Source organism: Dokdonella sp. (assembly GCF_036518555.1).
GTDB lineage: Bacteria > Pseudomonadota > Gammaproteobacteria > Xanthomonadales > Rhodanobacteraceae > Dokdonella_A.
Genome location: NZ_DATDMY010000342.1, coordinates 1 through 12,960 on the forward strand (window position 1 = coordinate 1; position 12,960 = coordinate 12,960).

The following is a 12,960-nucleotide window of genomic DNA, read 5'->3' on the forward strand; positions in this document are numbered from 1 at the left end:
GACCTCGTCATCGGCGCCGTGCTGATCCCGAGCGCGAAGGCGCCGCACGTCGTCACGCGCAAGATGGTGAAGTCGATGGAGCCGGGCTCGGTGCTCGTCGACATCTCGATCGACCAGGGCGGCTGCTTCGAGACCTCGAAGCCGACGACGTACGCCGAGCCGACCTACCAGGTCGACGGCGTCACCCACTTCTGCGTGACCAACATGCCCGGCGCAGTGCCGCAGACGTCGTCGCAGGCGATCTGCGCGGCGATCCTGCCGTACGTGCAGCGCCTCGCGTCCGACAAGAACTGGAAGAAGTTCGAGCCGCTCAAGCGCGGCATCAACGTCGAGGGCGGCAAGATCGTCCATCCGGCGCTGAAGGGCTGAACAGGCCTGCTATCCTGCGCGGGCGGTAGGCCCGCGCAGGGTGTGCCGTCACTGATTTTTCCAGTTAAAACAGTGGCCTGTTACAGGAACTTCAGGTAAATTCTCCTGGTGGCGCGCACAACCAAACCCGCAAAGCCGACCCCGCGGCTCGACGAACACTGGCACAAGCGCCTGCGCGAAGCCGGCTTCCTGCTGCTGCTGCCGGTCGCGATCTACCTGTTCGCATGTCTGGCGAGCTACAGCCCGGGCGACCCCGGCTGGTCCCATGCGGGCGATCGGGCGCACGGGATACACAACTTCGGCGGCGCCTTCGGCGCATGGATCGCCGATCTCGTGTTCTACCTGATCGGGATCGTCGCGTACGCGTTCCCGCTGTTGCTGCTCGTGGTCGGCTGGGTCGTACTGCGCGGGGCCGTGCGCGAGGAGCGCTCGCCGCTCGAACCGACCTTGCGCCTGATCGGCTTCGTGACGTTCTTCATCGCCGCCCCGGGCCTCGCATACCTTCAGGGCGGCGGGCCGACCGTGTTGCCTTCGGGGCGGGGCGGGATTCTCGGGCACCTCGTCGGCGGCAGTCTCGTCGACAGCTTCGGCCCGCTCGGCGCCGGGTTGTTCCTGCTCGCGCTGCTGCTGATCGCGGTCACGCTCGCGACCGGACTGTCGTGGTTCAAGCTCATGGATGCGATCGGGCGCTTCCTGCTCGGCGCGGGCGCCGGCGTGGCCGAGCGCATGAAGAAGGCCGAGGATTGGAACGCCGCGCGCGAGGCGCGCGCCGAGCGCGAGGTCGTGCGCAAGATCGAGACGATCAAGCAGGCCAAGCGCGAACCGATCCGCATCGAGCCGGTGGTCGCGCCGATCGAGAAGAGCGAGCGCGCGCAACGCGAGACGCAGATCCCGTTGTTCTCCGGCGCGACGGACATGGGCCAGTTGCCGCCGTTGTCGCTGCTCGACGAGCCGCGCCAGCAGGTGAAGGGTTACTCGGAGGAAACGCTGGAGGCGCTTTCGCGCCAGGTCGAGCTCAAGCTCAAGGACTTTCGTATCGAGGCACAGGTCGTCGGCGTGTTCCCCGGCCCCGTCATCACCCGCTTCGAGATGCAACCGGCGCCGGGCATCAAGGGCAGCCAGATCTCCACGCTCGACAAGGACATCGCGCGCGGCCTGTCGGTGACGAGCGTGCGCGTCGTCGACGTGATCCCGGGCAAATCCGTGATCGGGCTGGAAATCCCCAACGCCAACCGGGAGATCGTCTATCTCTCCGAGATCCTGCGCTCGGACAAGTACGACACGTTGAAGTCGCCGCTCGCGCTTGCGCTCGGCAAGGACATCGGCGGCAAGCCGGTGGTGGTCGACCTCGCCAAGATGCCGCACCTGCTCGTCGCAGGCACGACGGGATCGGGCAAGTCCGTCGCGGTCAACGCGATGGTGCTGAGCCTGCTCTACAAGTCGAGCGCGAAGGACGTGCGCCTCATCATGATCGACCCGAAGATGCTCGAGCTCTCGGTCTATCAGGGCATCCCGCACCTGCTCGCGCCGGTCGTCACCGACATGAAGGAGGCGGCCAACGCGCTGCGCTGGTGCGTCGCCGAAATGGAGCGTCGCTACAAGCTGATGTCCGCGGTCGGCGTACGCAACCTCGCGGGCTTCAACAAGAAGGTCAAGGACGCCGACGACGCCGGCCATCCGCTGCTCGATCCGCTGTTCCGACCCGATGCCTCGCAACCCTCGCGCGTCGCCGAGCCGCTGCAGCCGCTGCCGTACATCGTCGTCATCATCGACGAGTTCGCCGACATGATGATGATCGTCGGCAAGAAGGTCGAGGAACTCATCGCGCGCCTCGCGCAGAAGGCGCGCGCGGCAGGCGTGCACCTGATCCTCGCCACCCAGCGCCCGTCGGTCGACGTGATCACCGGCCTCATCAAGGCGAACATCCCCACCCGCATCGCGTTCCAGGTATCGAGCAAGATCGACTCGCGCACGATCCTCGACCAGTCGGGCGCGGAAACGCTGCTCGGCCACGGCGACATGCTCTACCTGCCGCCCGGCACCGCGATGCCCGAGCGCGTGCATGGCGCCTTCGTCGACGACCACGAGGTCCACAAGGTGGTCGATTGGCTGCGCCAGCAGGGCGCGCCCGATTACATCGAGGGCGTGCTCGAGGAGGTGCAGTCGCTCGGCAACGGCCAGGTCATCAGCGAAACCGGCTTGCCGCAGGACGCCGGCGACGGCGAGGGCGGCGAGGACGCGCAGCTCTACGACAAGGCGGTCGCGATCGTGACGAAGACGCGACGCGCGTCGATCTCGGGCGTGCAGCGCCACCTTCGAATCGGCTACAACCGCGCGGCGCGCCTGATCGAGCAGATGGAGCGCGACGGCGTCGTCAGCGGGCCCGAGCACAACGGCAACCGCACGGTGCTCGCGCCGCCGCCGCCGGAAGACTGAGCCGGCTTCGATTCATCCGCAACGCGCATAATCGCGCGCCGTAACCCCTTCGACGACGACCCCATGCGCCGCATCGCAGCCCTCGCAGCCCTCGTTCTGTCCGCCCATGGCGTCGCCGCCGAGACGGCGCGATCGCGCATGGAGGCGTTCTCCAAGGGCCTGCATGCGGTCAGCGGAAGCTTCAGCCAGTCGGTCACCGACGCCAACGGCCATCGCGGCGACGCGTCGCGGGGAACGCTCGCGCTCGAGGCACCGCGGCAGTTCCGGTGGGAGACGACGGCGCCGTACCAGCAGACGATCGTCGCCGACGGCGCCAAGGTGTGGGTGTACGAGCCGGACCTCGAGCAGGTCTCCGTGCGCAACCAGGGCGCGGCCGAAGCCCACAGCCCGCTGACCGTGCTCACCGACCTGTCCCAGCTCGACCGCCAGTTCGAGGCGAGCGAAGGCGGCGAGCACGACGGGCTTTCGTGGTTGCGCCTCACGTCGAAGGCGAAGGAAGCGGATTTCGAGTACGCCGAACTCGGCTTCGATGCGGCGTCGCTGCAGCGCATGCGCTTCAAGGACCAACTCGGCAACGTCACCGAGATCCGTTTCACCGACTGGAAGCGCAATCCGTCGTTGCCGGCCGGCATGTTCGCCTTCACGCCGCCGAAGGGCGTCGATGTCGTCGGCGACGTCAAGCCGGATGCCGAGGTCTTTCCGGTCCGGGACTGAGGTGACAGGCGTCAGGCGCGATCGTTGACGACGGTGGCTGCCGCACCAGGGCGCGCATCGCGATGATCGCTACCGCACCGACACGGTGCGGAGGAGATCGCCATGAACACCCTTGCCCTTTCGAAGCTGTCGCCGACGCAGCGCGAGACGCTCGAGAAGCTTCTGCCGTATGCCCTCGTTTTCGGCGTCGCCTGGCTCGCCGCGCGCGGCGTGAAGAAGCTCGCCTGGTCGCTCTTCGGACTCTATTGGGCATTCCATTGGGCGCATCCCTGGCGCCTGTTCCACTGAAATGCCGCCACCGTCGGCCGGCCGCGCCCCGTGCGCGGCGACCGACGCCGGGGTGCGTGTCGGAGACGCTGCGTCCGTCGGCTGCACCGTGCGTGTCCGGCTGAGCAATGCGGTCGCACCGGCCTTGTCGCGAGCTGCTGTTACGATAGGCGGTCAGGCCAGCGGCCGATCCGGCCCGGCGATCGTACGGGACACGCCATGACGCAAGGCGACGCGCGCGCATTCATCGAAACCTACTACGCGGCGTTCAACCGCGCCGACTGGGCCGCGATGCTCGACTGCCTCGCCGACGACGTCGTGCACGATCTCAACCAGGGCGGGCGCGAGCGCGGCCGCGACGCGTTCCGCGTCTTCCTCGCGCGCATGGAGCGCTGCTACGAGGAGCAGGTGCGCGACGTCGCCGTGTTCGCTGCCGTCGACGGTCGGCGGGCCGCCGCCGAATACGTCGTGCACGGCCGCTACAAGGCGACCGACGAGGGGCTGCCGCCGGCGCGGGACCAGCGCTACGTGTTGCCCGGCGGCGCATTCTTCGAACTGCGCGAAGGCCGCATCACGCGCGTGACGAATTACTACAACCTGCAGGACTGGCTGCGCCAGGTCGGCGCCTGATCCAGCGACCATGCCAGTGCGCATCATCGGCGGTGGACCTGGCGGCTTGATGGCGGCGGAAGCCGCGCGCGCGGCCGGCGCGGACGTCGACGTCTACGATCGCATGGGCTCGGTCGGACGCAAGTTCCTCATCGCCGGCAAGGGCGGCCTCAATCTCACCCATTCCGACGCGTTCGAGGCGTTCGTCGCGCGTTACCGCGAGCGCGCGGACGAGGTTGCCTCGTGGCTGCGCGAGTTCGACGCCGATGCAGTGCGGGCGTGGGCGCGCGGGCTCGGCGTCGAGACGTTCGTCGGCACATCGGGCCGGGTGTTCCCGCTCGACCTCAAGGCGGCTCCCTTGCTGCGCAGCTGGGTGCGGCGCCTGCGTGCGAGCGGCGTGCGCTTCCATGTCAACCACGAATGGACCGGGTGGGACGAGCACGGCGCGCTGCGCTTCTCGACGCCGGAGGGCGAGCGCGCGGTCGCGGCCGAAGCGGTCGTGCTCGCCTGCGGTGGGGGCAGCTGGCCGATCCTCGGCTCGGACGGGCGCTGGGTCGCGCCGCTCGCCGCGCGAGGCGTCGCGGTCGCGCCACTGCAGCCGTCCAACTGCGGTTTCGATGTCGCGTGGAGCGCCCACTTCGCGATGCGCCACGCCGGCGAACCGGTCAAGGCGGTCGTGCTCGCGTGCGAAGACGTGCAGGGCGCCACGCACCGCCGCCAGGGCGAATTCGTCGTCAGCGAACATGGCATCGAAGGCAGCCTCGTCTATGCCTGCAGCGCGATCCTGCGCGATGCGATCGCCGCGCACGGCCGCGCCGGGATACGGCTCGACCTCGCGCCGGGTCGAGATCCCGGGCGGCTCGCCCGCGATCTCGCGCGTCCGCGCGGGCGTCGATCGATCGGCGAACACCTGCGCCGTGCCGCGGGCATCGAGGGCGTCAAGGCCGGGTTGCTGCGCGAAGTACTCGGCAAGGACGCCCTCGGCGATCCGGCGACTGTCGCCGCGACGCTGAAGGCATTGCCGCTGACGCTGCAACGTGCGCGCCCGATCGAGGAGGCCATCAGCAGTGCCGGCGGCGTGCGCTTCGAGGCGCTCGATGCGCGCCTGATGCTGCGGAACCTGCCCGGCGTGTTCTGCGCCGGCGAGATGATCGACTGGGAGGCGCCGACCGGCGGTTACCTGCTGACGGCGTGTTTCGCGAGCGGTCGAATCGCGGGCGCTGCCGCCGCGGGCTGGATTGCCCGCACCGGCGGCGCTACCGTGACCGCATGATCGAGATTCTCGCGCTGACCGGCCGCGAAGCGGCGCGCCACCTGGATGCCGTCGCCGCCCTGCGCATCGCCGTATTCCGCGACTGGCCCTATCTTTACGCAGGCGACCTCGACTACGAGGCGAACTACCTCGCCACCTATGCGGCGTCGCCCGAAAGCCTGTTCGTGCTCGCCGTCGACGCCGGACGCGTGGTCGGGGCCTCGACCGGGATTCCGCTCGCACACGAGACGCACGCGTTCGTCGAGCCGTTCGTCGCGCGCGGGATCCCGAGCGCCGACGTGTTCTATTTCGGCGAGTCCGTGCTGCTGCCCGACTACCGCGGCCAGGGGCTGGGCCATCGCTTCTTCGACGAGCGCGAGCGCCATGCGCGCCGCCTCGGCCGCTTCCGCATGACCGCGTTCTGCGCGGTCGAGCGCGACGCCGACGACCCGCGTCGTCCACCGGGCCATCGACCGAACGATTCGTTCTGGAGCAAGCGCGGCTACCGGCCCCAGGACGACATGGTCTGCCGCATCGACTGGCCCGAGGTCGGCCTGCCGGCGACGACGTCGCATCGGCTGCGCTTCTGGCTGCGACCGCTGGAGCCGTCGTGAGCGTGCGCGTCGCAGTCGCGCAGTACGCGATCGGCGAGCCGGCCGATTTCGCCGCGTTCGCCACGCGCGTCGCCACGCGCGTCGCGGTCGCCGCGCATGCGGGGGCGCATTGCATCGTTCTGCCGGAGTACCTCGCGCTCGAGGCGGCTGCGGGGCAGTCGCACGACGTCCGCGCCGACTTCGTGCGCTCGCTCGCGGCGCTGCAGTCCATGCGTGGCGACTACGAAGCGCTCGCAAGCGAACTCGCGCGCCGCCACGCGATCCATCTCGTCGCGGGCACCTTCCTCGTCGAGCACGCGGACGGGCGTTATCGCAACCGCGCCTGGCTTGCCACGCCCGCTGGCACGCTCCTGTCCCAGGACAAGCTCTGCCTGACCGGTTTCGAGCGTGCGAGCGGCGTGATCGACGCCGGCGACGCGATCAAGGTATTCGAGACCGAGTTCGGCCGCATCGGCATCGATGTCTGTTACGACATCGAATTCCCGCTGTACGCGCGCGCGCAGGCCGAGGCGGGCGCGAACCTGCTGCTCGTACCCAGTTGCACCGACACCGCGGCGGGCGCGAACCGCGTACGCATCGGCTGCCAGGCGCGCGCACTCGAGAACCAGGCCTTCGTCGCCTGCGCTGTCACGTCGGGCGCGGCCGACTGGAGTCCCGCGCTCGACCGCAATACGGGCGCGGCCGCGGTCTATACGCCGGTCGACCGCGGTTTTCCCGAGGACGGCATCGCCGCCATCGCGGCCGCGACCGACGACTGGGCCTTCGCGGACGTCGATCTCGACGCGCTCGCCCGCGTCCGCCGCGAGGGTCAGGTCGCGAACGCCGCCGATTGGTCGGCGCAGCAGCGCCCCGCAGTCGCGCGCGCGCGCGTCGAGCGCGCGTGAGTCAGCCGACCAGCGCGAGCGACGCACCGCCGAGGGCGCAACCGATGATCGTCGCCGCGAGCACGTCACTGGGATAGTGCACGCCGAGCACCACGCGCGACATCGCCACCAGCAACGTGAACGGCAGCAGCAGCGGCGCAAGCCACGGGAAGTACGCGAGCGCGATCAGCGTGAAGCTCACGGCATGCAACGTGTGGCCCGAGGGGAAGCTGAATTCGTCGAGCGGCGCGATGTAGGGCGTGATGTCGGCGTGCGCGCGGAACGGACGAGGACGGCGCGTCCAGCGCTTGAGTGTCCGGTAGAGCAGGGCCGCGGCGACGCCGGCGCAGGCCATGTGCAGGGCGGCCTGCAGTCCGCGCCGCCCCGCGAACGTGGCGAGCGCGAGCATGAGCACGTACCAGAACACGCCGTCGCCGAGCCGGCTGACGCCGCGGAACAGGCGGGTCAATGCACGACGCGCGCCCCAGCGATTCATGGCCAGGCACAATCGGCGTTCGCCGCTGCCGATCCCGATGCGTTGCCAGGTCGTCATGCCGCGTGCCTCCTGCCGAGTGCGAGGAGGAGGTCGGCGAAATGCTCGGCGACGCCGGCGGGGCTCAGCATGGCGACGGCCGAGCGCGCCGCGTCCCGGGGACGCGCGACATCGGCGCCGGCGGTCGCGATGCGGCGCGCCAGCGCGACGCCGGCCGCGACGAATGCGCCCTCGTCGCCGAGCGCGACGCGCGCGCCGGCGAGCGTGTCGTGCACGTGTTCGCGCGCGGCGCCGTAGTCGAACGCGACCACCGGTACTCCGCACGCGAGCGCTTCGAGCGTCACGTTGCCGAACGTCTCCGTGAGGCTCGGGAACAGGAACAGGTCGCCGCTCGCGTAGTGGCGCGCGAGGTCGTCGCCGCGCCGCGTGCCTGCGAAATGGACATGCGGGTGTTGCGCGGCGAGCGCCTCGCGCGCGGGGCCATCGCCGACGACGACGAACCGCGCGCGCGGATGCTCGAGGCGGATCGCCTCGAACGTACGCACCGCGAGCCCGAGGTTCTTCTCCGGAGCGATGCGTCCGACGTGCACGACGGCGAGGTCGTCCGGCGCGAGGCCCCATTCGGCGCGCAGCGCCGGATCGCGGTGCCGCGGATGGAACAGGTGCGTGTCGACCGCGCGGCGAAGCAGGCGCACGTTGCGAAAGCCGCTCGAGCCGAGGAACTCGACCAGCTCGGCGGTCGGCACGAGCGTCGCCGCCGCACGGTTGTGGAAGCGGCGCAGGTACGCAAACACGACCGGCGTCAGCAGGCCGAGGCCGTAGTGGTTCACGAAGTCGTCGAAGCGCGTATGGAAGCCCGTGCACGCCGGGAGGTCGAGGCGCCGCGCCACCGCAAGGGCGGACCAGCCGAGCGGGCCTTCGGTCGCGATGTACAACGCGTCGGGACGCCGTGCCGTCCAATGGCGCTGGAGCTGGCCACGCGCGGGGAGGCCGAACCGGAGTCCGGGATAGCGGGGCAGCGCTGCGCCGGGCAGCAGCACCTGCTCGAATTCGTCGCGTTCGTCCGCATCGGCGTCCCGGAACGGGCGCACGAGCTCGACGTCGTGGCCGAGTCCGGCCAGGCCGCGTGCGAGCGACTGCACGGTCAGGGCGACGCCGTTGATCTCGGGCGGCCAGGTTTCGGTGACGATCGCAACGCGCATGCAGGAATCCGCATCGGGCATGCGCCAGAGCCTCGCTCGCGGGCTTGAAGCGCGTATGGCAGTGCGATGGCGGATCGATGACGGCGCTGGCGCGTGTGTAACAAGCCTGTCACATTGACCGCCTAGCGTGAGTGAATGCCCGTGAATCCAGTGACTTGCGACTCCTTGTTCAACCCGGCCGCGATACGCGCTTCATGGCGTCGCCGCGCCGGTCGCGTGCGCGCGCAACGCGTGCTCGTGGCTGCCGCTGCCGCAGTCGTGCTTCTCGGAATGCTCTCGATCCCGGTGTACCTCCTCGCTGCCGTCGCTGCCTCCCGCGCCGCGGTCGGGGTCGACTGGGCGCACCTCGGCGTCGTGTTCGCGGGCAGCCTGCGCGCGACTGCCTGCGCGGTCGCGGTCGCCTTGCCGCTCGGTCTCGCGACCGCGATGTTCAGCGCGCACTTCTGCGCCCCGCGCCTGCGCGCGTGGCTCAAGCCGGCACTCGAAATGCTCGAGGCAATCCCGACGGTCGTCCTCGGCCTCGTCGCTGCGACCGCGTTCGCGCCGTGGCTCAAATCGCATGTCGCGACGCTCCTCGCGCTCATCGTCGCGGTACCCGCGTTGCTGCTCGCGACCGGTTTCGCGTTCGGTCGCGCGTCGCGCCGCGACGGATGGCTGCCCGTGACCACGCTGCCGCTGCTGTGCGCGGTCGTGGCGATCGGCGTGTGGCTGTCGACGCGCGCGGACGCGCCGTCGGTCGTTCCGGCGAGCCCCTGGAACGCGATGCTCGTCGGCATCGCACTGGGCATCGCGGCGCTCCCGGTCGTATTCTCGGTCGCCGAGGACGCCTTGTTCCTCGTTCCGCGCGAGCAGACCCAGGCCGCGTTCGCGCTCGGTGCGACGCGCTGGCAGGCACTGGCCACGGTGGTCCTCCCCGCAGCGGGGTCCGGCCTGTTCGCGGCCGCGCTGCTCGGCATCGGGCGCTGCTTCGGCGAGACGATGATCGTGCTCATGGCGAGCGGTAATACGCCGGTGGGCGGTTGGGATCCGTTGAGCGGGCTGCGCTCGCTCGGCGCCGACATCGCGCTCGGCATGCCCGATGCCGCGCCCGCGAGCGCGCCGTGGCGCGACCTGCTCGTGGCGACGCTCGCGTTGCTCGCATCGACGGTCCTGCTCAGCCTCGCAGCGGGTTTCGTCCGCGCGCGGCTGCGCCGGCGGCTGTACATGGCCGCAACGGCATGAGCGGCGCGCGCGCCGAGACGGCGGCCACATGGATGCTGGGCGGCGTGGTCGGCGTGTGCATCGCCGCGATGCTCGGCCTGCTGCTGTTCACGCTCGGCAGCGGCCTCGCGTCGCTCTGGCCGGCCAGGATCGAGCGCATTGAGCTCGTCGACGGATCGTCGCGTCTGGCCGAGGTCGTCGGCGGCGACGAAGAGGCGCTGTTGCTGCGCACGAGCGAGACCGGGCGCATCGGCGAAGGCTACGAGCGCGTGCGCCGCGATGCGATTCGCCTGCGCAGCGAGCCCGGCGACGCATACGCGATCGGCCTCGCCGACGGCAGGCGCGTGCTCGGCAGCGGCGACGACGAAGCACTCGCGGCGGCCGTGCGCGCCGTCGACGGACCGGCGCGCGCGGTCGAGGTCGTGCGGCCGAACGCACTCGGTGCATTCGCGCGCGCCGGCGTCTTCGCGCGCCGGCTCGCGCACTTCGTCTCGACCGCCCCCGACGCATCCAATCTTGCTGGTGGCGTGCTTCCTGCGTTGGTCGGCACGGTGACTCTGGTGCTGCTGATGAGCGTGCTGGTGATGCCGTTCGGCGTCGCCACCGCGGTCTATCTTCACGAGCGCCGCGGCGTCGGGGCACGCCTCGTGCGCACGGCGATCGATACCCTCGCGGGCGTGCCCGCGATCGTCTACGGCGTGCTCGGCCTCGGACTGTTCGTGCACGGCATCGGCGCGAATGTGGATCGATGGTTCTACGCCAGCCGCCTGCCGGTGCCGACGTTCGGGGGCGGCGGTCTGCTGTGGGCCGCACTGACGCTCGCGTTGCTGACCTTGCCGGTCGTGGTCGTCAGCGTGGAGCAGGGGCTCGCGCGCCTTCCTGCGGGTCTGCGCGACGGTTCGCTCGCGCTCGGCGCGACGCGCGAGGAAACCGTGTGGCGCCTGCTGTTGCCGGCGGCACGACCCGCGGTGCTGACCGGCTTCGTGCTCGCGATCGCGCGCGCGGCGGGCTCGGTGGCCCCGCTGATGCTCGTAGGCATGGTCAAACTCGCGCCTGCATCGCCGCTCGACGACGCATTCCCGTACCTGCATCCGTCGCGCCAGTTCATGCACCTCGGCTTCGCCGTCTACGATGCGGCGCTCGCAAGCCCGGATGCGATCCGCGGCGTGCCGCGCGCCTACGCCTGTGCGATGCTTCTCGTGTGCGTCGTGATCGTGCTGAACCTGTCGGCGATCCTGTTGCGCAATCGCCTGCGCGATCGCTATCGCGCGTTCGGATCCTGAACACATGTCCACCCGTGCCATCCACGTCGCAGACGGCGTTGCCGCCGCGCCCCGCGAGCCGTCCCCCGAAGAGGCGCCGGCGCTGCACGCGCGTGGGCTGAGCCTGTGGTACGGCGCGCGTCGCGTGCTCGATGCGATCGACCTCGCCGTGCCGGCGCGGCGGATCACCGCGCTGATCGGCCCGAGCGGGTGCGGCAAGTCGAGCCTGTTGCGTTGCCTCAACCGCCTCAACGACGAGATCGATGGAGCGCGCGTCGAAGGCGACGTGCGCCTCGGCGAAACCGACGTGTACGCGCCCGATGCCGTCGTGCACGAACTGCGTCGTCGCGTCGGCATCGTGTTCCAGCGGCCGAACCCGTTTCCGTTGTCGATCCACGACAACGTCGCCTACGGCCTGCGCCTGCTCGGCGTCCGCAGCCGGCACGTGCTGGACGAGCGCGTCGAAGCGGCGTTGAGGGCGGCAGCGCTGTGGGACGAGGTCGCGAGCAGGCTCGACGACGGCGCGCTCGGCCTGTCGCTCGGCCAGCAGCAGCGCCTGGTGATCGCGCGAGCGATCGCGGTCGAGCCCGACGTGCTCATGCTCGACGAACCGGCATCCGCGCTCGATCCCGCGGCGACATTGCGCTTCGAGGAACTTCTGCACGAGCTCGCGCGGCGCTACACGTTGCTGCTCGTCACGCACAACATGCAGCAGGCCGCACGCGTGTCGGATTTCACCGCGTTCATGCATGCAGGGCGACTGGTCGAGTTCGGCGATACCGACGCCCTGTTCACCAACCCGCGCGAACGCCAGACCGAGGATTTCATCACCGGTCGCTACGGCTGAGCCGCGGCGAAAGGACCCCTCCACCCGATCGCGTGACGACGCGACCGCTATAGTCGACATCCAGCCCCGACCACGACTCCGCACCATGGACCGCCTGCACCTCTCGCAGCACATCTCCCGCCAGTTCAACAGCGAGATCGAAGACGTGCGGCGTCAGGTGCTCGCGATGGGAGGCATCGTCGAGGATCAGATCGCCGCGGCGGTGCGCGTGCTCGTCGCGAGGGATGCTGGTGCGCTCGGCGCGATCCGCGAGCGCGAGCAGCGCATCAATGCGGCCGAACTCGCGATCGACGAGCAGTGCGCGTTCATCCTCGCGCGGCGCCAGCCGGCGGCGTCGGACCTGCGCCTCGTGTTGTCGGTCATGAAGATGCTCGCCGACCTGGAGCGCATCGGCGACGAGGCGAAGCGCATCGCGCGGCTCGCCGAACGGTTGCTCGGCGAGGAGGACGGTGCCGACGTGACCTCGGCCCTCGCCGAACTCGGCCACGTCGCGCGCGACATGCTGCGCGGCGCGCTCGACGCGTTCGCGCGGCTCGACGAGCAACTCGCGCTCGACGTCATGCATCGCGACCGCCGGCTCGACGGCACCTTCCGTTCGATCTCGTCGGCCCTCATCGCGCGCATGCAGCAGGTACCCGAGCAGATCCCGGTCGAGCTCGACCGCCTCTGGTGCGCGCGTTCGTTCGAGCGGATCGGCGATCGCTGCAAGAATCTGTGCGAGTTCGTGCTCTATCTCGTGCACGGCAAGGACGTGCGCCACTCGGGCCTCGCCAAGGGCGATGCGCCGACCGCGTGACGGGCAAGCTCTTGCGCGGCGGGCATCGCGCCACCA

The 12,960-nt window shown here is 70.2% G+C and carries 13 protein-coding genes and 1 pseudogene; 12 read left to right on the forward strand and 2 right to left on the reverse strand.

What is annotated here, in order from left to right:
- The 8 genes and pseudogenes from VI238_RS18345 to VI238_RS18380 all read left to right on the forward strand — a co-directional run.
- Positions 1-369: pseudogene (locus tag VI238_RS18345) on the forward strand (alanine dehydrogenase); the annotation flags it as partial.
- Positions 370-477: 108 nt separating this feature from the next.
- Positions 478-2,805 carry a DNA translocase FtsK gene (locus VI238_RS18350; RefSeq protein WP_414650088.1) on the forward strand — a complete coding sequence of 776 codons (2,328 nt, stop codon included), beginning with the start codon at positions 478-480 and terminating at the stop codon, positions 2,803-2,805.
- A 63-nt stretch (positions 2,806-2,868) separates the two neighbouring features.
- Complete coding sequence (gene lolA / locus VI238_RS18355) at positions 2,869-3,519, forward strand: outer membrane lipoprotein chaperone LolA (protein ID WP_331653915.1); 651 nt, start codon at positions 2,869-2,871, stop codon at positions 3,517-3,519.
- Between the two features lie 102 nt (positions 3,520-3,621).
- Positions 3,622-3,807, forward strand: coding sequence for a hypothetical protein (locus VI238_RS18360; RefSeq protein ID WP_331653916.1), 186 nt, complete (start codon positions 3,622-3,624; stop codon positions 3,805-3,807).
- A gap of 198 nt (positions 3,808-4,005) precedes the next feature.
- Positions 4,006-4,416, forward strand: coding sequence for a ketosteroid isomerase-related protein (locus VI238_RS18365; RefSeq protein WP_331653917.1), 411 nt, complete (start codon positions 4,006-4,008; stop codon positions 4,414-4,416).
- A 10-nt stretch (positions 4,417-4,426) separates the two neighbouring features.
- Entirely contained in the window at positions 4,427-5,668 is a 1,242-nt protein-coding gene (locus VI238_RS18370) for a TIGR03862 family flavoprotein (protein ID WP_331653918.1), read from the forward strand.
- Positions 5,665-6,261: a GNAT family N-acetyltransferase gene (locus tag VI238_RS18375; protein ID WP_331653920.1), complete on the forward strand. Its 597-nt coding sequence runs from the start codon at positions 5,665-5,667 to the stop codon at positions 6,259-6,261. The genes VI238_RS18370 and VI238_RS18375 overlap by 4 nt, the downstream gene beginning before the upstream one ends.
- A gap of 2 nt (positions 6,262-6,263) precedes the next feature.
- On the forward strand, positions 6,264-7,145 hold the full coding sequence (locus tag VI238_RS18380) for a carbon-nitrogen hydrolase family protein (protein ID WP_331653956.1): 882 nt from the start codon (positions 6,264-6,266) through the stop codon (positions 7,143-7,145).
- 1 nt (position 7,146) lies between these two features.
- Here the strand turns inward: VI238_RS18380 and VI238_RS18385 are convergent, their stop codons facing one another.
- Positions 7,147-7,677 (reverse strand): phosphatase PAP2 family protein, encoded by a 531-nt coding sequence (locus tag VI238_RS18385; RefSeq protein WP_414650089.1) that lies wholly within the window; start codon positions 7,675-7,677, stop codon positions 7,147-7,149.
- Positions 7,674-8,819 (reverse strand): glycosyltransferase family 1 protein, encoded by a 1,146-nt coding sequence (locus VI238_RS18390; RefSeq protein WP_331653921.1) that lies wholly within the window; start codon positions 8,817-8,819, stop codon positions 7,674-7,676. Before VI238_RS18390 ends, VI238_RS18385 begins: the two co-directional genes overlap by 4 nt.
- Positions 8,820-9,035: 216 nt before the next feature.
- Between VI238_RS18390 and VI238_RS18395 the strand changes: the two genes are divergently transcribed.
- The 4 genes from VI238_RS18395 to phoU all read left to right on the forward strand — a co-directional run bounded on the left by VI238_RS18395 (position 9,036) and on the right by phoU (position 12,924).
- Positions 9,036-10,040, forward strand: a complete 1,005-nt coding sequence (locus VI238_RS18395) for an ABC transporter permease subunit (RefSeq protein WP_331653922.1) — start codon at positions 9,036-9,038, stop codon at positions 10,038-10,040.
- Positions 10,037-11,302 (forward strand): PstA family ABC transporter permease, encoded by a 1,266-nt coding sequence (locus VI238_RS18400; protein ID WP_331653923.1) that lies wholly within the window; start codon positions 10,037-10,039, stop codon positions 11,300-11,302. Before VI238_RS18395 ends, VI238_RS18400 begins: the two co-directional genes overlap by 4 nt.
- 4 nt (positions 11,303-11,306) lie before the next feature.
- Positions 11,307-12,128, forward strand: a complete 822-nt coding sequence (gene pstB / locus VI238_RS18405; RefSeq protein WP_331653924.1) for a phosphate ABC transporter ATP-binding protein PstB — start codon at positions 11,307-11,309, stop codon at positions 12,126-12,128.
- A gap of 85 nt (positions 12,129-12,213) precedes the next feature.
- Positions 12,214-12,924 (forward strand): phosphate signaling complex protein PhoU, encoded by a 711-nt coding sequence (gene phoU, locus VI238_RS18410; RefSeq protein WP_331653925.1) that lies wholly within the window; start codon positions 12,214-12,216, stop codon positions 12,922-12,924.
- Positions 12,925-12,960: the final 36 nt, after the last annotated feature.